15 protein-coding genes and 3 tRNA genes are annotated in these 20,180 nt (G+C 30.8%); 4 read left to right on the top strand and 14 right to left on the bottom strand.

Features of this window, described 5'->3' with window-relative positions; all coding sequences use genetic code 11:
- Positions 1-2: 2 nt before the first annotated feature.
- Positions 3-3,122, bottom strand: coding sequence for a SusC/RagA family TonB-linked outer membrane protein (locus tag CHB63_RS00640; protein ID WP_089376507.1), 3,120 nt, complete (start codon positions 3,120-3,122; stop codon positions 3-5).
- Positions 3,123-3,500: 378 nt separating this feature from the next.
- Here CHB63_RS00640 and CHB63_RS00630 point away from each other — a divergent pair, with 378 nt between their 5' ends.
- On the top strand, positions 3,501-4,529 hold the full coding sequence (locus CHB63_RS00630; protein ID WP_089376505.1) for a LacI family DNA-binding transcriptional regulator: 1,029 nt from the start codon (positions 3,501-3,503) through the stop codon (positions 4,527-4,529).
- A gap of 57 nt (positions 4,530-4,586) precedes the next feature.
- On the opposite strand, the gene CHB63_RS00625 is transcribed toward CHB63_RS00630, so the two are convergent.
- From CHB63_RS00625 to kduI, 8 genes are all read right to left on the bottom strand, one after another.
- Positions 4,587-4,961, bottom strand: a complete 375-nt coding sequence (locus CHB63_RS00625; protein ID WP_089376504.1) for a hypothetical protein — start codon at positions 4,959-4,961, stop codon at positions 4,587-4,589.
- A 38-nt stretch (positions 4,962-4,999) separates the two neighbouring features.
- A complete protein-coding gene (locus tag CHB63_RS00620; protein WP_089376503.1) occupies positions 5,000-6,616 on the bottom strand; it encodes a UxaA family hydrolase in 1,617 nt (538 codons plus the stop codon).
- Positions 6,617-6,639: 23 nt separating this feature from the next.
- Positions 6,640-8,085, bottom strand: coding sequence for a tagaturonate reductase (locus CHB63_RS00615; RefSeq protein WP_089376502.1), 1,446 nt, complete (start codon positions 8,083-8,085; stop codon positions 6,640-6,642).
- 69 nt (positions 8,086-8,154) lie between these two features.
- Positions 8,155-9,456: an MFS transporter gene (locus CHB63_RS00610; RefSeq protein WP_089376501.1), complete on the bottom strand. Its 1,302-nt coding sequence runs from the start codon at positions 9,454-9,456 to the stop codon at positions 8,155-8,157.
- A 69-nt stretch (positions 9,457-9,525) separates the two neighbouring features.
- Positions 9,526-9,708, bottom strand: coding sequence for a beta/alpha barrel domain-containing protein (locus CHB63_RS00605; RefSeq protein WP_089376500.1), 183 nt, complete (start codon positions 9,706-9,708; stop codon positions 9,526-9,528).
- A 265-nt stretch (positions 9,709-9,973) separates the two neighbouring features.
- Positions 9,974-11,374, bottom strand: a complete 1,401-nt coding sequence (gene uxaC / locus CHB63_RS00600) for a glucuronate isomerase (RefSeq protein ID WP_089376499.1) — start codon at positions 11,372-11,374, stop codon at positions 9,974-9,976.
- 21 nt (positions 11,375-11,395) lie between these two features.
- The gene (locus tag CHB63_RS00595) at positions 11,396-12,184 is read right to left on the bottom strand and encodes a gluconate 5-dehydrogenase (RefSeq protein ID WP_089376498.1); all 789 of its coding nucleotides are present in this window, start codon (positions 12,182-12,184) and stop codon (positions 11,396-11,398) included.
- 17 nt (positions 12,185-12,201) lie between these two features.
- Positions 12,202-13,041 carry a 5-dehydro-4-deoxy-D-glucuronate isomerase gene (gene kduI / locus CHB63_RS00590; protein WP_089376497.1) on the bottom strand — a complete coding sequence of 280 codons (840 nt, stop codon included), beginning with the start codon at positions 13,039-13,041 and terminating at the stop codon, positions 12,202-12,204.
- A gap of 276 nt (positions 13,042-13,317) precedes the next feature.
- On the opposite strand from kduI, the gene CHB63_RS00585 reads away from it, so the two are divergent.
- Complete coding sequence (locus CHB63_RS00585) at positions 13,318-14,130, top strand: SDR family oxidoreductase (RefSeq protein WP_089376496.1); 813 nt, start codon at positions 13,318-13,320, stop codon at positions 14,128-14,130.
- 54 nt (positions 14,131-14,184) lie between these two features.
- Here CHB63_RS00585 and CHB63_RS00580 read toward each other — a convergent pair.
- The 5 genes from CHB63_RS00580 to CHB63_RS00560 form a co-directional block, all read right to left on the bottom strand.
- Positions 14,185-14,258: transfer RNA gene (locus CHB63_RS00580), tRNA-Arg, on the bottom strand.
- Between the two features lie 31 nt (positions 14,259-14,289).
- Positions 14,290-14,364, bottom strand: a tRNA-Pro gene (locus tag CHB63_RS00575).
- A 23-nt stretch (positions 14,365-14,387) separates the two neighbouring features.
- Positions 14,388-14,476: transfer RNA gene (locus CHB63_RS00570), tRNA-Ser, on the bottom strand.
- A gap of 104 nt (positions 14,477-14,580) precedes the next feature.
- Positions 14,581-16,635, bottom strand: coding sequence for an HD family phosphohydrolase (locus CHB63_RS00565; protein ID WP_089376495.1), 2,055 nt, complete (start codon positions 16,633-16,635; stop codon positions 14,581-14,583).
- A gap of 61 nt (positions 16,636-16,696) precedes the next feature.
- Positions 16,697-18,073, bottom strand: coding sequence for a hypothetical protein (locus tag CHB63_RS00560; protein WP_089376494.1), 1,377 nt, complete (start codon positions 18,071-18,073; stop codon positions 16,697-16,699).
- 143 nt (positions 18,074-18,216) lie between these two features.
- On the opposite strand from CHB63_RS00560, the gene CHB63_RS00555 reads away from it, so the two are divergent.
- Complete coding sequence (locus CHB63_RS00555; protein ID WP_089376493.1) at positions 18,217-19,392, top strand: acetyl-CoA C-acyltransferase; 1,176 nt, start codon at positions 18,217-18,219, stop codon at positions 19,390-19,392.
- A gap of 9 nt (positions 19,393-19,401) precedes the next feature.
- Positions 19,402-20,172: a C40 family peptidase gene (locus CHB63_RS00550; protein ID WP_089376492.1), complete on the top strand. Its 771-nt coding sequence runs from the start codon at positions 19,402-19,404 to the stop codon at positions 20,170-20,172.
- Positions 20,173-20,180: the final 8 nt, after the last annotated feature.

The following is a 20,180-nucleotide window of genomic DNA, read 5'->3' as shown; positions in this document are numbered from 1 at the left end:
CTTTAAAATTTTAAACTTAAACCTAATTGATACGTCGCCGAACTTACACGTCCAACTCCTAATGAAGCTGTAGCCCATTCTGGATCGTAACCGTCATAATCTGTTATCACTAAAGGATTTAAGACATTCATATAAACTCTTAACCCTTTAACTTTCAATTTTTCTAATGCATCCGCATCAAATGTATATCCTAACGAGATGTTTTTTACTTTAATAAATGATGCATCTCTATAATATCCAACTCTAGAATTTCTCCAATATGTACCTGCATTACGAGGTTGAGGATAAGAATTAGAGAATTGAGCCGGTATACCCGCTCCATTTTCTGGAATGTACCAATCAGCTATATCTAATTTTTGACGTCCTCTATCTCTAACATCTGTAAAGTTTTGATGAAACTCACTATATGCATAAACTCCTTGATTTGTAAATGCCGAAATTGATAAATCAAAGTTTCCAATATTTAAATTAGATATAATACTAGCTGACCAATCTGGATCAGAATTCCCAACAACAGTTCTATCATTATTAGCATCTATTACTCCATCGTTATTTAAATCTTTAACTCTCGCCTGACCAGGCTCTTGATTATATGATGCAGCTTCATCGGCTTCACTTGGTTGCCAAACACCATCAAACACATAATTATAATAAGAATTCAAAGATTCTCCCAAGAACCAATTGTTCCCAACGTCATCATTCTCTTTTTGTCCATTTATTTCTACTAAACTATTCTTGTTTTTTGTAAACGTAAAAGTTGTTTTCCAAGTAATATTGTCTGTCTGAATATTTCTTGTTGTCAACAAAATTTCAACCCCCTTATTGCTAATAGAACCGAAATTTGCTTTTGTAGAACCACTAGGTATCCCTAACTCCATAGGTAAAGACTGTGCCCCAATTTGATTATCAGATAATCTATCATACAAATCAATACTACCTGTAACTTTACTGTTAAATAATCCAAAATCTACACCAAAGTTAAGCTCTCTTGTTTTCTCCCAAGTTAAGGCTTTGTTTGCTAAAGATGAAGCCAACCATCCATTTGCTGCATCACCATCAATTTCATAAAACAATTGTTGATTTAATAAGTTAAGTGTTGTATAAGCAGCAACATTATCATTACCGGTATAACCAAAACTCAATCTTGTTTTTAAACTAGAGATTATCTCACTATCTGCAAGGAAAGATTCTTCGTTCATTTTCCAAGCAACGGCTACTGAAGGAAATGATTCCCATTTATTTCCAGCTGAAAGTACTGAAGAACCATCCCATCTATTTGATACTGTTAACAAATACTTATCTAAATACGAATAATTTAAACGCGCAGCATAAGAATTTAAGGTCTTTTTAAAATAATTTGAGCCTAAATTAAATGATTCTGAACTTCCTGCTTGTAAACCATAGAAACCTGTTTCAAAAGGTTGGTTTTTTGAACTTAGGAAAGAAGATTCTGTTTCACTAGAATAAATACTTTGTAAACCTAAGAAGTTAAATACATGATCATCGTTTAATGTATAATTAATATTAAACTGGTTATCCCAAGTATAATTATAATTTTCACTTTTAGAAATATCTGAACTTGGACCATTTTTACTTCCTTCATTTGTTAGAAGCCCCCAAGATTTACCTCTTCTGTAATTATTGAAACCACCTGAGTAAGTAGATTTAAAACTAAGCCATTCCAATGGTTTATACTCAAAGAAAACACTACCAATAGTTCTCCATCTTCTTATTTGATCAGATGAATTATTAATTTCTAATAATGGGTTATATGTACTTGTTTTATTAACTCCATAAGATCCATCAGGGAATCTTAATTTTCCAGGTTGTGGATATAATTCTCCAACAATTTCATCACCATTTGAATCAATAGCCCAAGGTGATAAGAAAGGATTTAATCTAAAAGCTTGTTGCATTGCATTGGGACTACCTAATTCACTATCCGTCCTGGCAATTGTTAAGTTTACTCCTGTTTTAACCTTTTCATTAATTTTATGTTGAACACCTAACTTTAAAGAGTATTTATCAATAGACTCATTTGGAATATTACCAGTTTCACTTTGCTTACCTAATCCAACATTATAAGATAATCCTCCATCTGATATACCGTTTATATTTAAATAATTATTTTCAGATGTTCCACTTTGAAGTACAGCATCATACCAATCAAAAGTATCATTATTCTGCGCTCTTTCTAGCAATATACTATTTGCACTACCAACAACTTTACTTGCAAGTAATTCAGCTGATGTATTTAGAGCATCACCTCCATTTGTAGTTGCAAAATAAGCAGATTGATGGTATAACCACCATTTATCCCCATCCATCATTTTTGGCAATCTTGTAACCTCTTTTACACCATAAGATGATTCGAAAGATACATTTACACCAGATTTTGCACTAGAACCACTTTTTGTAGTAACAATAATTACACCATTGGCACCTCTAGAACCATAAATTGCAGCCGATGAAGCATCTTTTAAAATGTCTAAACGAGCAATATCTTGTGGATTTAAGAAACTAATATCATCAATAAATACACCATCAACAACATACAAAGGTTTTCCACCCGATAAAGAGTTTGACCCTCTAATAGTGATATCAAAACCATCACCAATACGACCAGTTGCCGAAGATATTTGCACCCCTGCAACAGAACCTTGCATTGCTTCAAGTGGACTAGTTACATTTCTCTCAGTAAGAGCTTTAGCATCTAAGGTACTAACCGTTCCAGTTAAATCCTTTTTCTTTACAGTTCCATATCCAACAACCACTACTTCATCTAGTGATTCTAAATCTGGTTTAAGAACTATATTTAATGTTCTTTGCCCATTTACACTGATTTCTTGTTTTTTATAACCAATATAACTTATTGCAAGAACGGAATTATCATCAGATACATTAATGGTAAAGTTACCATCAAAATCTGTGGACACTCCGTTACTCGTGCCCTTTTCAAGGATATTCACACCAGGCAAAGGTTGCCCAGTATCATCACTAACTGTTCCGTTAACAGTTGTACCATTTTGGGCAATAACTTCGCTACCCACAAACAGTCCCAAAAATAGGAATATTCCACAACTCCATTTTAAGGTTCTTTTAAATAAAACATTGATGTTCATAATTTAATTATAATTTAGTTTGAGTTAATTAAAATTTCGATTACTTATTTTTTTAATGAAATCATAAAGTTTTTAATTTAATTTAATATCAAAAAAAATTAATGTAATCGATTACACAAAACTACTCAATGAAACTATAAAAAGCAAATTTATAACACAATAATGTTAATTTAACATTAAAATTACGGCTAAATCAAAAAAAATGTTAAAAAGATGCCCTAAATATGAAATTATTCAATTAAATTTATTCTTATTTTTTAATTTAATTCATTATTTTAATGATTTTACATTAATACCTATTTTTATTGTAATCGATAACATTAAAATTTTAAAAGAAATAATAATAGCTATATTTACAAAAATAAAATACCCTACTCAATGAGTAAGAAAATTACCATTTACGATATTGCAAAGGAATTAAATATAACTGCTGCAACGGTTTCAAGAGCATTAAACAACAACCCTAAAATAAGTAAAGTAACAAGACAGTTAGTTGCTGATACAGCAGCAAAAATGAATTACAAACAAAATAAGCTTGCTTTAGCACTTAAAAGTGGAAAAAGTTATAACGTTGGAGTTATAGTTCCACGATTAGACAGTAACTTTTTTGCTTCTGTAATTAGAGGGATTGAGGAAGAGCTGCATCCTTATGGTTATCATGTAATTATTTGTCAAACAAGAGATGATAAAAATTTGGAAATTGAAAATATTGATGCATTATTAAATGCTCAGGTTGATGGTATTTTAATGTCTATTTCGAATGTATCTACTGAACAAAATGAAAGTTTTGAAAGAATACTTAAAAAAAATGTACCATTAATATTTTTTGATAGAAAAGCAAATATAGATGGTGTAAGCACTGTTACAATTAATGATTTTCAAGGAGCATATGAAGCAACAAAGCATCTAATAGCTCAAGGCTGTAAGCGTATTGCCCATTTATCTAACAATCGTTTAATAGAAATATTTAGAGATCGATATCTTGGATATAAACAAGCGATACTTGATAGTGGACTTGAGTTTGACGAAAGTATTGTAATAGAAGCTATTAGTAACGTTGAAGATGGAAGAAAAATCACAAAATCATTACTTGAATTAGATAACCCACCAGATGCTATATTTTCTTCGAGCGATTTTACCGCACTTGGTGCCATTCAAGAAATTAAAGCTCACGGGCTTAAAATACCAGAAGATATTTGTGTTGCTGGTTTTGCAAATGAACCCTTTACGAAATTTATGGAGCTAGCTATTACCTCAGTAGATCAATCACCATTAGAAATGGGCAAAATGACAGCTAAAGTTTTTATTGAACAAATAAATAAAAAAGAAATTGTTAAAATTGAAAAAAAGGTTGTCTTAAATCCTAAATTAATAATTAGAGAATCATCCTTAAAAAAACAACACTAAATTTCATTTAAAATTAGGTGTTTTTTTTATCTTATTTTTTAAACGAAATTATTTTTCTTAGCTTAAAACCCAATTAACTGCATGGCCAACTGTTGCAAAGGGCTTTATTGGAAACCCATTCACTTCTGACTCTATCAGAATTGCTATAACAACTCCCTTTGGATCTTCTGTAATTGTCCCAATTTTAAGATTTCCAAAAATCTCTTTATTATTTTTATAAAAACAGGTTATTTCCAGATAATCTGAAGTATTGATATTTAATATTGTATTTCTATGATCAAGAATAAAACCTTTAACTTCCTTCGTAATTAAGTTATTCTCAAAAGCATACTCCCAAGAAGAACAAATATCAGAAACTGTTAGTTCACCAATATAGTTTATATACAAAATTCCTGAGAACTCGTCAAATTCATATTGATTTTGGGTATTCATAAAAGTTTATTTGTGGGGTCAATAATTTCTAAGTTATTTTATAAGGATACTCCTCTTCTCCAAGGAATAAAATCATTTTGATCTAAAAGCATTGCTTTGGTTTTTATAGAACCACTTGCAACTTCTATGATGTATTCTAACATAACTTCAGCCATTTCTTCAATTGATTTTTCACCTCTAATTATTGCTCCAGTATCAACATCAATAATATCCGACATTTTTGTTGCCATTTCTGTGTTTGAAGAAACTTTGATAACAGGAGTAATTGGATTTCCCGTCGGTGTACCTAATCCTGTAGTAAATAAAACTATATTCGCTCCAGAACCTACCATTGCCGTTGTGCTTTCAACATCATTACCTGGTGTACATAATAGATTAAGACCTGGTTTTGAAATATATTCCCCATAATCCAATACACTTTCAACTGGTGACGAACCTCCCTTTTTAGCAGCGCCAGCAGATTTCATGGCATCAGTTATTAAACCATCTTTTATATTTCCAGGAGAAGGATTCATATCAAATCCAGAACCCGCGTCTACAACAGATTTTTCAAAAGCTTCCATAAGTTTTAAAAACTTAATTGCATCTTCTTCGGTTTTACATCTATTCATTAATTCCTGCTCCACACCACACAATTCAGGAAATTCTGCCAAAATCGCAGTACCTTTAAGTGCTACTATCAAATCTGAAGTATATCCTAACGTTGGATTTGCTGATATCCCAGAAAAACCATCTGAACCACCACATTCTAAACCAATATTTAGTTTAGATAAAGGAGCTGGATTTCTAGAAATATTATTTGCTTTTTTTATAGCTTCAAAAGAATCTTTAACAATAGCGCTCAACATATCATCAACCGTACCCATTTGCTGCTGTTCAAAAATTAAGACAGGTTTTTTACTTGTTGGATTGATTGCATTTAAAGCATCCTTAAAAATTTCAATTTGTAAATTTTGACACCCTAAACTTAATACGGTTGCACCAGCAACATTTGGATTATTAACATAACCTGCTAATAATTTAGCCAAACTTTCTGAATCTTGACGAATACCTCCGCAACCACCTGGATGTGTTATAAATTTTACATCAATATTTTCAAAAACATTAGTTGAAGTTAATTTTTCAATTTCTTCATCATTTGCATTATTACTATTCACCAAAGAGCGAAGTAATAGCTGATGACTACTTACTTTTTGTGTTAGTAATTCTTTCTCAAAAATTTCTTTTAATGTTTCTATATTTCTGTTTTCACAGAAAACAAGTGGAAAAAACAACCAAACATTGGCGGTTCCAACCTGTCCATCTTCCCTTTCATAACCTAAAAAAGTTCTATCCTTCCATTTATCAACATTTGGAGCTGACCACCCAATATCTCCAGTCTTTTTGTAAACTTTTTCGCTTTCATGCTTCACATTGCTAATAGTAAGCACATCTCCCTTTTTAATAATGCAATTTGCTTTTCCAACTAAAACACCATACATAATAATTCTATCCCCAACATTAAATTTTTCTAAGGAAATTTTATGCTTTGCTTTAGTATCCGATAAAATATTAATAGTTTCTCCTTCAAATTCAACAGCATCTCCAGCTACTAAATTTACAAGAGCAACAGCAACATTATCCGAAGGATTAACTTTTATTAACTTCTTTTGCATTATTAGTCTAATTATAATTTTATTTAATATTGTTTATTGAAATTTGCAAAGCCTTTTTCAATACCATTGGTTTCAATTTCTTCTAAAGCACGAGCAATTGCTTGAGACAAGCCATTAATTTTTGTTAAATCCTGATCCCAAAAACTAATGTTTTCAAGTGTCTTGTTTGCAATTTGCTGATAATCTGATAATTCCCAAATTTTAGTAAAAGACTCAACAATTTCAGCACTATCTTTAACAGGTAAAAGTTTTCCTTCCCAAACACCTTTATAAAAACGAATTAAACAAGCAAAAGAGAAAGTTAATCGAGTAGGTATTTTATTATGAATTGCAACATACTCTAACAAACTTGGTAATACTCTTACTTTAAATTTTGAAATTGAATTTAAAGCAATATCAGACAATTGATGTTTTATAAAAGGATTTCTAAATCTATCAAAAACTTCTTCAGCAAAACTCTTCAGTTCTTCTTTATCCATTTTTAACGTATCTATTATTTCGTTAAAAACAGCTTTATTTATAAAATCACCTGTAAATTCATTATCAATTGTTTCTTTTACTGTTCCATTACCATATAATAATGAAAAAGGAACCATAGCTGTGTGTGCACCATTTAAAATTCGAACTTTTCTAGTTCGGTAAGGTTGCATATCATCAACAATTTTTACATCCAAATCAGTTTTATGAAATGGTAATTTTGCTTTTAAATCTTCTCCACCCTCAATAACCCAAAGTAAAAAAACTTCAGCAGCAACTACTAAATTATCTAAGTAATCTAATTGTTTGTTATATTCTTCAATTTGATCTTTAGGATAACCTGGTACAATCCTGTCTACTAAAGTATTATGAAAAGTACTATAATCTAATAACCAATTTTTAAATTTATCACCTAATTTCCAATCTTCAATATATTGTAATATAATTTCTTTTAACGTATCGGAATTATTATTGATAAGTTCACAAGGAATAATTGTAAGTCCTTTATCCGGACTTCCATTAAAGTGCTTAAACCGTTCATGTAAAAGAACAGTTAACTTTGCTGGAAAAGAGCTTGGAGGTTGCATTCCTGGTGTATCATTAGATACGTACGCGATACCCGCTTCAGTTGTATTTGAAATTATAAATGATAATTCTTCTTCTTTTGCAAGATCAAGATATTCATTAAAATTCACATAAGGATCTACACCTTGAACAATATTTGAAATCAATTCAATCTCCTGAATTTCTTGCCCTTTTTTTATACCTTTCATAAACAAGGTATATAATCCATCTTGTTCATTTAGTATATTTATCAATCCTCTATCTATTGGTTGAACAACAGCAACTCCAGCATTAAAATCAACTTCTTTATTCAATTTTTGAAAAGCATAATCTATAAAAGCTCTTAAAAAATTACCTTCTCCAAATTGAACAATTTTAATTGGAAGTTTCTTTTCTAAACCTGTATTTTTTCTATTTAATTTTTTCATTATTTTCTTAACCTCATTTTACTAACTATTTTTATTTATCTAAATATAAAGACGAAATAAAAATATTTTTTACTCAACAACCGGATTTAAATTTTCATCTAAAGGAGTCATTTTAGGCATTAATAAATGCACTAAACCAAGTATGATTAAATAACAAGAACCTGCAAAAAGGAATGCCCAAAAGTAACCAGTATTCCCTGCTTGATCTAATACTGAACCTAAGGCAGCATCTGCAACAATACCTGCAACTGCTCCAATCATTCCTCCAATTCCAACAACAGAAGCTGTGGCCTTTCTAGGAAAAACATCAGAAACCAAAGTAAATATATTAGCAGACCAAGCTTGGTGACCAGCAGCTCCTAAACCTATAAGAATAATTGCTATCCATTTGCTTTCTGTAACTGCTACAAAACTTACAGGAAGGATAATTAATGCACAAATTAATAAGGTTATTTTTCGAGCTTTATTCACTGTCCAACCTTTTCTCATTAATGCACCTGAAAGAAACCCTCCAAAAATACTTCCAGCATCAGCTAAAATGTAAATAACAAAAAATGGAAGTGCAATATTTTTAATATTTACATCGAATGTTTCTGCCAAAAATTTTGCTCCCCAGAAAAGGTAAAACCACCAAACAGCGTCTGTAACTTTAGCTAAACCAAAAGCCCAAGTTTGACGCTTATCTAGTACACTTTTCCAAGGTAATTTCTCTTCATTCTCCTCTTCAGAATCACTTTGTATATATGCTAATTCTTCTTTTGATACTTTAGGATGAACTTGAGGTTTTTTATACATTCTTAACCACAGAAACACCCATATAGCACTCAACACTCCCGTAATTAAAAATGGTATTTGCCAATTTTTACCGTTTTCATGAACAATCCAACCGATTACAAACGGCGCTGCAATAGCACCAATACTAGTGGCTGCATTAAAAAGACCTGTTGCAAATGCTCTATCTTTTTTTGGAAACCACTCTGCTGTTGTTTTAATCGCTGCTGGAAAGTTTCCTGCTTCTCCAAAACCTAAACCAAATCGAGCTGCTGCAAAACCTATAATACTAAATCCGGGGCGCACCAATGCGTGCAACATCCCAAAGAAACTCCAAATTGCAATAGAAAGTGTATATCCTTTTTTAGTTCCTAAACGGTCAATTAGTCCTCCCATTGATAACATACCAATAGCATAGGCCACCTTAAATGAAATCATAATATTGGCATAATCACTATTTGTCCATCCAAACAACTTTTCAAGTGTTGGAGCCATTACACCAATTATACTTCTATCAAAATAATTAATAGTGGTAGCAAACATTAATAACGCCAAAATTCTATAGCGATAATTGCCTATTTTTTGCTGTGGTTCATTCATAATATTTATTTTACTTGGTTTAATTTAATTTCTTATTTTATTTATTTAGGTAATAATTATTGTGAGTTTTTACTTTCTAACTTGCTTAATTAAAGCCAAAGCTTTTTTCATATCTTTTTCTAATTTAGCATAATTATTATTAGCTATAATTTCTTTTGATATTAATTGAGCACTCATTCCAACACAAGTTACACCTGCATTGAACCATCCTTCTAAATTTTCCTTGTTTGGAGCAACACCTCCAGTTGGCATTAAACTTGAACAAGGTGACCACCTTTAATACCTTTTACAAGTTGTGCCATTTTATTTTAAAATTTAAATATTGATATTGTGGAGAGCCGATCTTTACCTAACAATTTACAACCCTCCATCAAAATCAAACCTAACATAAACAATCTTATTTTAATAAACTTGTCACAAAATCAACTTACACTCCATATTGTGAATTTAATCTTAACATAATTTCTCCAAAATTTATCACTTCAAACATTATCAATTGTGTATTTAATTATTCTGTCTAAAATTTGAAATATTCTTTTGCATTATTATAACTAATATCTGCAACCATTTTACCTATCCACTCCATGTCATTTGGTAATTCACCTTTTTTAATTTCATCACCTAAAAGATTACATAATATTCTTCTAAAATATTCATGTCTTGGGAAAGATAAGAAACTTCTTGAATCTGTTAACATTCCAATAAAACAACTAATTAATCCCATATTTGAGAGGGCGTTTAATTGTTTTGTCATTCCATCTTTTTGATCTAAAAACCACCATCCCGATCCATATTGAACTTTTCCTTTTACACTTCCATCGTTAAAGTTTCCAATCATGGTTGCCATAACTTCATTATCGGCTGGATTTAAATTGTATAAAATTGTTTTGGTTAATTTATTTTTACTATCCAATGCATTTAAAAAAGCTGACAATTTTGCGGCTTGAGAATAATCACCAATTGAATCCCATCCCGTATCAGGACCTAAAACTCTAAGCATTCTTGCATTATTATTTCTCAAAGCTCCTAAGTGAAATTGTTGAACCCAACCAAATTCGTGGTAGGTTTCAGCTAAAAATAATAATATTGCGCTTTGAAACTTAAGCGCTTCTTCATTAGTAACTAATTGATTATTTCTTTTCTTTTCAAAAATTGAATTTACTTCATTTTCAGTGAATTTTTCGAAATAAATTTCATTTAAACCGTGATCACAAAGTTTACAACCATTTTCATCAAAAAATGAAATTCTTTTCTTTAAGGCATCACATAAATCCTGATAAGAATTTATTGAAATATCTGCAGCATTTCCAAGTAAATCAATATAAGCATTGTACCCTTCATCTTCAATTAAAATAGCTTTATCTGGTCTAAAAGCAGTATTAACTTTAACAGTTAAGTCACTTTTAGCAATTCTTTTATGATGTTCTAAATTATCAATTGGATCTTCTGTAGTGCAAACTAATTCAGCATTTACCTTATGAAGTAAATTCTGACAACTATACGCTTCTGTATTTAGCTTCTCTTTTGTCTCTTCATAAATTCTTTCTGCTGAATTTTCATTTAACAATTCGTTAATATCAAAATATCTGGCTAATTCTAAATGGGTCCAATGAAACAATGGATTTCTCATTGTATATGGCACTGTTTTAGCCCAATTTAAGAACTTATCTTTATCAGAAGCTCCTCCAGTAATAAACTCTTCATTAATTCCTAATGTCCTCATGGCGCGCCACTTATAATGGTCTCCGTTAATCCAAACATTTGTAATGTTACTAAATATTTTATTATCTGCTATTTGCTGAGGAGGCAAATGATTGTGGTAGTCAATTATTGGTTGCTTTTTAGCATAGTTATGATATAATTCTTCTGCAAATTTATTTTCCAGTAAAAAATTATCATGTATAAATTTCGTGCTCATTCTATTTTATTTCTTATAAAATTATTCTTCGTTTGATGGTTTCCCAATAGTCGCTAAAATACCTCCATCAACATATAAAATTTGGCCATTTACAAAATCACTTGCTTTGGAAGCTAAAAATACGGCTGCTCCTGCTAAATCTTCTGGATCTCCCCAACGTGCTGCCGGAGTTCTGGAAATGATAAATTCATTAAACGGATGTCCGTCAACTCTAATTGGTGCTGTTTGTGAAGTTGCAAAATATCCTGGTCCAATACCATTGGTTTGAATATTGTATTTAGCCCATTCTGTTGCCATATTCTTCGTTAACATTTTTAATCCTCCTTTTGATGCTGCATAAGCCGAAACGGTGTTTCTTCCTAATTCACTCATCATTGAATTTATGTTAATGATTTTTCCTGCACGACGCGCTATCATTTTTCTTCCAACATATTTTGAAACAATAAATGGCCCTGTTAAATTTACATCAATTACAGCTCTGTAATCTTCTGTTTCCATATCTTCCATTGGTACTCTTTTAATAATACCTGCATTGTTAATTAGAATATCTATTGGGCCAACTTCTTTTTCTATAATGTCAATATATTTTTCAACTTCTTTGTCGTTGGTAACATCAAAAACATAAGTGTGTACTTTTAGACCTTCACTTTCATATTCCTTTTTTGCTTCTTCAAGCATATCAGAGGAATAGTTATTTACGATTAGTTCTGCTCCTGCATGACCTAAGCCTTTTGCCATGGCCATTCCTAAACCGTGAACACCTCCAGTAATTAAGGCTCTTTTACCTGTTAAATCAAATAAATTTCTCATTGTATTTATGCTGTTTTTTATCGTAAGTCAGTTATTTTTGCTACATCCATATCGTTATAATCTAGGTTTTCACCTGCCATTCCCCATATAAATGTGTAATTTGACGTTCCTGATCCACAGTGAATTGACCAAGGTGGTGAAATAACTGCCTGATGATTGTTCATCCAAATATGACGTGTTTCTTCTGGTTGTCCCATAAAGTGACAAACAGCCTGATTTTCCGGAATGTCTAAATAAAAATAAACTTCCATTCTGCGATCGTGAACGTGTGCTGGCATCGTGTTCCAAACACTTCCCGTTTTTAATTCAGTCATTCCCATTTGTAACTGGCAAGTGGTTACAATACCGCCAATAATCATTTGGTTTACAGTTCTATGATTTGCTGTTTCTAAAGATCCTAATTCAATTTTATTAGCTTCAGCTTTGCTTACTTTTTTTGTAGGGTAATTTTTATGGGCTGGTGCAGCATTTAAATAATACTGTGCAGGATTCTTTGCGTCATTACTTGTAAAAATAACTTCTTTATTTCCACTACCAATATATAAAGCGTCTTTAAAGCCCAATTCATAAACCGTTCCGTCTACTTCAACAGAACCATCTCCACCAACATTTATAATTCCTATTTCTCTTCTTTCTAAAAAATAATCCGCCTTTAATGGGTCAATAGTTTCCAACTTTAATGGTTGTAATGGAACTGCAGAACCTGCAATATATCTATCGTAATGAGAATAAGTAAGATTTACTTTCCCCTCTTCCATTAAGTTATCAATTAAAAATTCTTCTCTTAATTGAGTTGTATCGTATTTTTTAACTGCATCAGGACTTGATGCGTAACGTGATTCGTAATTAGTTGACATAGTGTTTTTATAATTAATGTAATCGATTACACAAATGTAGTGGAAATTATTTTAAATGCAAATTTTTTATCTAAATAGATTTCCTATTCAAGATAAAAAATAAATCAAAACTTCAAGAAGATATTAATAAAATACTTATAAATAATGCTTGTAATAGAAAATTACTATTTTTTAAATAAAAATATGAAATCAACCTTACCTTTTTCCTTAAACTTCTTTTACTCTCTATTTTTTAATTTTACTTTTGTTATCTAATATTAGGATTAAATTTAAAACATGATTGAACATAACTATAAAAACAAAGTAGCAATAATTACTGGCGGAGGTGGCTCATTAGGCGGTGCAATGGCAAAAGGACTTGCGCTTGAAGGCATTAAGGTTGTATTAATTGGAAGAACTTTAAGTTCACTTCAAATTAAAACCGAAGACATTAACAATTTAGGTGGACAAGCAATAGCAATGACAGCAGATGTTTTAGACCTAAAAAAATTGGAAGATGTAAGAAAAGCTATTCTTGATAAATGGGGAGGAATTGATATTCTTGTCAATGCAGCTGGTGGTAATTTAAAAGGCGCTACAATAATGCCCGAAGATAATTTTTTTGACATTAATTTGAATGATTTTAATTCTGTTACAGATTTAAACCTTAACGGAACTCTATTACCTACAATTGTTTTTGGCAGTGAAATTGCAAAACAAAAAAACGGAAATATTATAAACATCTCTTCTATAACTGCTCAACATGTTTTAACAAGAGTAGTTGGGTATTCCGCTGCTAAAGCTGCTATTGAAAATTTCACAAAATGGCTAGCGATTGAAATGACACTAAAACATAATAATAACACAAGAGTAAATGCTATTGCTCCAGGTTTTTTTATTGGCAACCAAAATAAAAGCTTATTATTAAATAATGATGGCTCTCTTACAGAAAGAGGAAAAACAATTGTAAAAAACACACCAATGAAACGTTTTGGTAAACCCGAAGAGTTAGTAAGTACATTATTATGGTTATGTAGCGATGCATCAAGTTTTGTAAATGGAATTGTAGTTCCTGTAGATGGCGGATTCAGTGCATTTTCTGGAGTTTAACTACAACCCTCTTAAAACAAAAAAAAACCTACTGAAAATCAGTAGGTTATCTTGTGATGGCACTAGGATTCGAACCTAGGACCGCCTGCTTAGAAGGCAGGTGCTCTATCCAGCTGAGCTATGCCACCATTAGGATTAAATAATCCAAATAGTTAATTGTCGGGGTGGCAGGATTCGAACCTGCGACCTCCTCGTCCCAAACGAGGCGCGATAACCGGGCTACGCTACACCCCGAAAATGGTTATCTTAATATTTTGCGGAGAGACAGGGATTCGAACCCTGGGTAAGTGTTTCCACCTACGACGATTTAGCAAACCGCTCCTTTCGGCCACTCAGGCACCTCTCCTAAAAAAATATGTTTATGAACTTATTTTTGCGAGTGCAAATGTAGCATTAGAATTACATTTACACAACATTTTTTTACTTTTTTTACTTAAAATTTAAACTTATTTATTCTGGATATTCAATTCTAAGGTGATAAATATTCTTTAGCTTCTTTTTTAATACCTTTTTAATAGTTTGTAATTCCTTAAAAGTAATATCTGCATTCATAAATTGTCCATCCTCCATTTGTTTGTTTACAATTTTCTCTACCAAATTATCAAATGCCTGCGCACTAGGTTCTTTTATACTTTTAGACGCTGCTTCTACTGAATCACACATCATTAAAATGGCAGTTTCTTTTGAAAAAGGTATTGGTCCCGGATATTGAAAATGTTGTATATCTACATCTCCTCCGCTAAGTTCTTCTTCCTTTTTATAAAAATAATATACAAGTGTTGTTCCATGGTGTGTTCTAATAAAATCGATAATCCTATCGGGTAATCGATGTTTTTTTGCTAATTCAACTCCATTAATAATATGATTGATAATTATTTGGGCACTATCTTTTGGAGTTAACTCATTATGAGGATTTACATTGGTTGATTGATTCTCTGTATAATACATTGGATTTAACATTTTACCAATATCATGATACAAAGCTCCTGTACGAACAAGCATTGAATTTGCATTAATCTCATTTGCCGAAGCTTCTGCCAAATTTGCAACTTGTAAAGAATGCTGAAAAGTCCCTGGAGCCTTCTCTGCCAGCTCTCTTAACAATTTAGAGTTGGTATTAGATAACTCTTTTAAAGATTCATCTGAGACCAAGCCAAAAAGCTTTTCAAAAACATATATTAATGGTAAAACAAACAATGTTGCTCCTCCATTAATTGAAAAATAAACAAATTTTTGCCAATCTAAATTTTGTGCATTTCCTTCCTGAATTATTGAAAAAGCAAAATATGCAACAAAATACACAAACGTAATTTGAATTACAGATATAAATAAATTAGCTCTTTTATAAAGTTCTGAAATTGTTAAAATAGTAACTATCCCAGCTATTATTTGTAAAAAAATAAATTCAAAACTATTAGGAACAATAAACCCTAATAATAAAACTGTTAATACATGAGAAAACAATCCTAACCTTGCATCAAAAAAAGCTTTTAAAACTAGTGGTAAAATTACAATTGGTGCAATATAAATGTACTCTGCATCATATTTTACAATTAAAGTAATTAATAGAACCACTAAAACAATGTTAAAAAATATGAAGGTTATTTTTGTGTTATTCTCAAATATATCTTGCCTGTATTTCTTTAAAAAAAGCAATAACATCAAAAAAGCCAATGCTACTAAAATAGTATATCCAAATACAATCCAATTATAATTTGATTTACTCCAAACCTGAGATTCAAATTCTCCTTTTATTGAATTTAGAATTATTAATTTATCGCCCTCAACAATATCTCCTTTAAATATTATTCGCTCATTTTCAGAAACTAAACCTTTCGTGTATGATATTTTATTTAAATTTTCTTGTAAAACCCGATCCGTAAAATCAGGATCAAATGCCACGTTTGGCATTAAACTTTCATAAATAATATTTAAGATAATATTCTCTACTTGGGTAGTTGGTTGAATTCCAATCTTTGAATTGATAAAACTCAATATTTCTGAAGATTCAAACAACTTATCATACTCAACATCCTGACTCCTATTCCCTTTTCTTAACGTAATTACTGAAACATTATTTTTATGGTCGTTGGAAGCTTCTAAATAGCCAAATTCATAAACATCTTTAACAATCTCATCAATTTTTTCATTAAGATTTAGAATTTCTATTTCACTCAGTTCTGAATTAGATAAAACTTCTGCAGTCTTTTCTTCAATTGATTTTTTAACTTTTAAAACAACATTTTCATCATATTCATAAAATTGCTTAGATGATTCTTTTATTTGTTGTTTTTCAATTTCAATTTCTTCATTAGTTTTTTGAATGGCAAAATCAAATGGGGCATAATAATTTTCATATTCCCAAGGTTTTCCTTTTTGAAATTCATATTTAAATTGCCCACCTTTTGGGAATAAATAAACCACTAAAACTACTGTGGCTATATATAAAAACAGTTTATATATTAATGAATGATTTACAAGTAATTTATTAATAATTTTTTTCACGAAGTATCCGTTTGCAAGTCAAAAATAGCAATAATAATTATAATTGCATTTGCAATCGCTTTTATTTTTTTAAGATCTCCTCTAACCTTATTGGCATATTTTGATTTACCCAATTCTGATAGGTTGTAAATCCTATTTTTTTGTGAATGGAATCGGTTTTATTTATAATTTCATTTAGAATTGATTCTGGTTGTATTTTAGCGCCTGATATTTCTTTTATTATACCATCTAATTGTTCTGCAACCTTAGACTTAATCTGATTATTATGATGTATTAACCACAATTCAAATGCCTCTTCAGTTAAATGCTTATCCATTATTTTTTCTGTCATTTGTCTACCGTGCTGCTTAGATTCCTGAATATTTCCTCTACCCGTTACCGCATTTCCAATTGCAAAAACATTTTCAAATCCAAATACATGATAATCTGCCTTTTCTCTCATTTTCAATGATGAATATTCATAATGCAAACCTTCGATTTTTTCAGGAATGCTTCCAATTGAAGAAATTAACATTTCTGTTTTTATATTAAAAAAACTATTTTCAATTGGTTTAACTTTTCCGTTTTCAATTAAAACATTTTGAAAAACCAGTTCAGTTAACTTGCCATTATTTTCAATAAAACCAGAAGGAACACTTAATGGTACGAACTCAAATAAATACTTCTCCAAATATTTATTTAATAATTTTTCTGAAACTAATCTTGCCGTTTCAATACGCTCTTTAGTTTCATCTTTCGGAGATTTTAAAGGCATATCCATAGCCGTTCTTCTATAAACTAGGCTTGCTTTTTCAATTTCAAGCTCCTCAAAATTAACGTTGTATAATTCTAAAATTTTATTAATTCCGTCTTTTTCCAATGTAAATAAATCAACATCAATCCCTTTTTTAATAAGCAGTTGCTTTTTAACCAATTCAATCATTACTACTTTTACTACATCCAAAGATGCCAATCCTCCGCCAATAACAACCGTATTATTTTTTACAACGTAATTTATTCCAGAATAATCTGGTTCATGTTTATGGTTAAACCAATAAATAAAAGAGTTTTGGTATATTAACTCTTTATCAATAAACTTTTCAATATTTAAAATTGGCATATTTCTATCTTGCCAAGCTCCATTTGCCAAAATAATTGCTGAAAAACCCCAGTTAGTTGCTAAATCTAAAAAGTCAATTTCCTTTCCTATTTTGGTATTTGGAACAAATTTTATATTTGGATGATCTAGCTTGGAGTCTATTTCTTTAATTTGTCGATTCCTTAAATTTATATGCCAATTTGGTAATCCATCTTCAATTTTGCCATAGGGCAATTTATTCATTTCAAAAACTACCACTCTAAATCCATTTTCCGCAAGAATTTTTGCGGCTTCAGAACCGGAAATTGAACCTCCAATTATTGCAACATAATGCTTTTTATAGGCTGTTTTTGTAGTCATACATATTTGGGTTATTAATTATTCAGGTAAATTATAAAACTTAATTTAATAATAAGTAATAATTATTACAGTTATAAACTCTATACCAAAAACAAAAAGATTCCTTAAATTTGATTAAATTCGCAATTGAAAATAAGTTAATTATGAAAGACGTTGTAATTGTTGCTGTAGCAAGAACACCAATTGGAAGCTTTTTAGGTAGTTTAGCAGATATTTCTGCTACTAAATTAGGTGCTATTGCCATAAAAGGAGCTTTAAATAAAATAAAATTAGATCCTAATTTGGTTGATGAAGTTTTTATGGGAAATGTTATTTCTGCAGGACTTGGTCAGGCTCCAGCAAGACAGGCTGCTCTTTTTGCAGGAATCCCAGAAACCGTTCCTTGTACTACAATTAACAAAGTTTGTTCTTCTGGAATGAAATCAATTATGCTTGCAGCTCAAGCAATTAAAACTGGTGATGCAGAGATTATTGTTGCTGGAGGTATGGAAAATATGAGTAGTATCCCTCATTATATTTCAGGTAGAAAAGCTACAAAACTTGGAAACATAAATGTTGTTGATGGGTTATTATTGGATGGTTTAACTGATGTATACGATCAAAAACATATGGGTACTTGTGGAGATTTATGTGCAAAAGAATACAACTTCACAAGGGAAGACCAAGATAATTTTGCTATAGAATCGTATAATCGATCTGCAAAAGCCTGGGAAAATGGAAATTTTAAAAATGAAGTTGTTCCAGTAGAAATTCCACAAAGAAAAGGAGATCCTGTTTTATTTTCTGAAGATGAAGAATACAAAAATATTAATAAAGATAAAATACCAACTTTAAGACCTGTTTTTAGTAAAGATGGAACTGTAACTGCGGCAAATGCTTCTACCTTAAATGATGGTGCGGCTGCGTTAATTTTAATGAGTGCGGAAAAAGCTGCTGATTTAAATTTAAAACCTATTGCTAGAATTAAAGGGTATGCTGATGCTGCACAAGAACCAAAATGGTTTACTACAGCGCCCGCAAAAGCGTTACCAAAAGCATTAGCAAAAGCTGGAATTGAAATAAATGATGTTGATTATTTTGAACTCAACGAAGCTTTTGCAGTTGTAGGTTTAGCCAATACTAAAATTTTAGACATAGATGCTAAGAAGGTAAATGTAAATGGTGGTGCTGTATCATTAGGCCATCCTCTTGGTATGTCTGGAGCAAGAATAGTAATTGCTCTTACTTCTATATTAGAACAAAATAACGCAAAAATTGGCGCTGCTGGAATATGTAATGGTGGTGGTGGTGCAAGTGCAATTATAATTGAAAGAATGTAATTTAATTTTATGCAGTACGGTATTTGTAATTTAAGTATTATTCCTTTAAGAATTGAACCAAACGATGCTAGTGAAATGGTATCACAATTGTTATTTGGGGAACATTTTAAGGTATTAGAATCAAGAAAAAAATGGAGTAAAATTAGAATTGCCTTTGACAACTATGAAGGCTGGATAGATAATAAGCAATATGAAGAAATTACTGAAGAAATATATGATGAAATTAGAAACTCAAAAAATTGTTTTACTGGTGAATTAATTGATTTTGCAACTGATGAAAATAAAAATTTTTCAATGATTACAATGGGTTCTAGCTTGCCCTTTTTCAAAAATCAAAACCTTCTAATAAATAATAGCAAATTTCATTATGAAGGTCAAATTTTTAACACAAAATTACCTAAAGAATCAATTGTTGAAATTGCATTCAAATATATAAATTCACCCTATCTATGGGGAGGAAAAACACCTTTTGGAATTGATTGTTCCGGTTTAACACAAATGGTTTATAAACTATGTGGATATAATTTATTACGTGATGCTTCACAACAAGCAACCCAAGGAGAAGTGTTAAGTTTTATTGAAGAAAGTGAGCCAGGAGATTTGGCTTTTTTTGACAATAATGAAGGGATTATTACACACGTAGGAATCATTATGAAAGATAACTATATAATACATGCACATGGTAAAGTTAGAATAGATATGATTGACCATAGTGGCATATTTAATTTAGACGACCAAAAACATACTCACAAACTAAGAGTCATTAAAAAAATAATATAAAAAAACCT

The sequence above is a fragment of the Lutibacter flavus genome (assembly GCF_900188355.1).
In the GTDB taxonomy this organism is placed as follows: Bacteria; Bacteroidota; Bacteroidia; order Flavobacteriales; family Flavobacteriaceae; genus Lutibacter; species Lutibacter flavus.
This window is presented reverse-complemented; position numbering and strand designations above follow the sequence as displayed.

What these genes read in the sequence shown, in the direction of transcription:
- CHB63_RS00640 (WP_089376507.1), bottom strand. Translation starts at nt 3,122, where the DNA reads ATGAACATCAATGTTTTATTTAAAAGAACCTTAAAATGGAGTTGTGGA.
- CHB63_RS00630 (WP_089376505.1), top strand. Translation starts at nt 3,501, where the DNA reads ATGAGTAAGAAAATTACCATTTACGATATTGCAAAGGAATTAAATATA.
- CHB63_RS00625 (WP_089376504.1), bottom strand. Translation starts at nt 4,961, where the DNA reads ATGAATACCCAAAATCAATATGAATTTGACGAGTTCTCAGGAATTTTG.
- CHB63_RS00620 (WP_089376503.1), bottom strand. Translation starts at nt 6,616, where the DNA reads ATGCAAAAGAAGTTAATAAAAGTTAATCCTTCGGATAATGTTGCTGTT.
- CHB63_RS00615 (WP_089376502.1), bottom strand. Translation starts at nt 8,085, where the DNA reads ATGAAAAAATTAAATAGAAAAAATACAGGTTTAGAAAAGAAACTTCCA.
- CHB63_RS00610 (WP_089376501.1), bottom strand. Translation starts at nt 9,456, where the DNA reads ATGAATGAACCACAGCAAAAAATAGGCAATTATCGCTATAGAATTTTG.
- CHB63_RS00605 (WP_089376500.1), bottom strand. Translation starts at nt 9,708, where the DNA reads ATGCCAACTGGAGGTGTTGCTCCAAACAAGGAAAATTTAGAAGGATGG.
- uxaC (WP_089376499.1), bottom strand. Translation starts at nt 11,374, where the DNA reads ATGAGCACGAAATTTATACATGATAATTTTTTACTGGAAAATAAATTT.
- CHB63_RS00595 (WP_089376498.1), bottom strand. Translation starts at nt 12,184, where the DNA reads ATGAGAAATTTATTTGATTTAACAGGTAAAAGAGCCTTAATTACTGGA.
- kduI (WP_089376497.1), bottom strand. Translation starts at nt 13,041, where the DNA reads ATGTCAACTAATTACGAATCACGTTACGCATCAAGTCCTGATGCAGTT.
- CHB63_RS00585 (WP_089376496.1), top strand. Translation starts at nt 13,318, where the DNA reads ATGATTGAACATAACTATAAAAACAAAGTAGCAATAATTACTGGCGGA.
- CHB63_RS00560 (WP_089376494.1), bottom strand. Translation starts at nt 18,073, where the DNA reads ATGACTACAAAAACAGCCTATAAAAAGCATTATGTTGCAATAATTGGA.
- CHB63_RS00555 (WP_089376493.1), top strand. Translation starts at nt 18,217, where the DNA reads ATGAAAGACGTTGTAATTGTTGCTGTAGCAAGAACACCAATTGGAAGC.
- CHB63_RS00550 (WP_089376492.1), top strand. Translation starts at nt 19,402, where the DNA reads ATGCAGTACGGTATTTGTAATTTAAGTATTATTCCTTTAAGAATTGAA.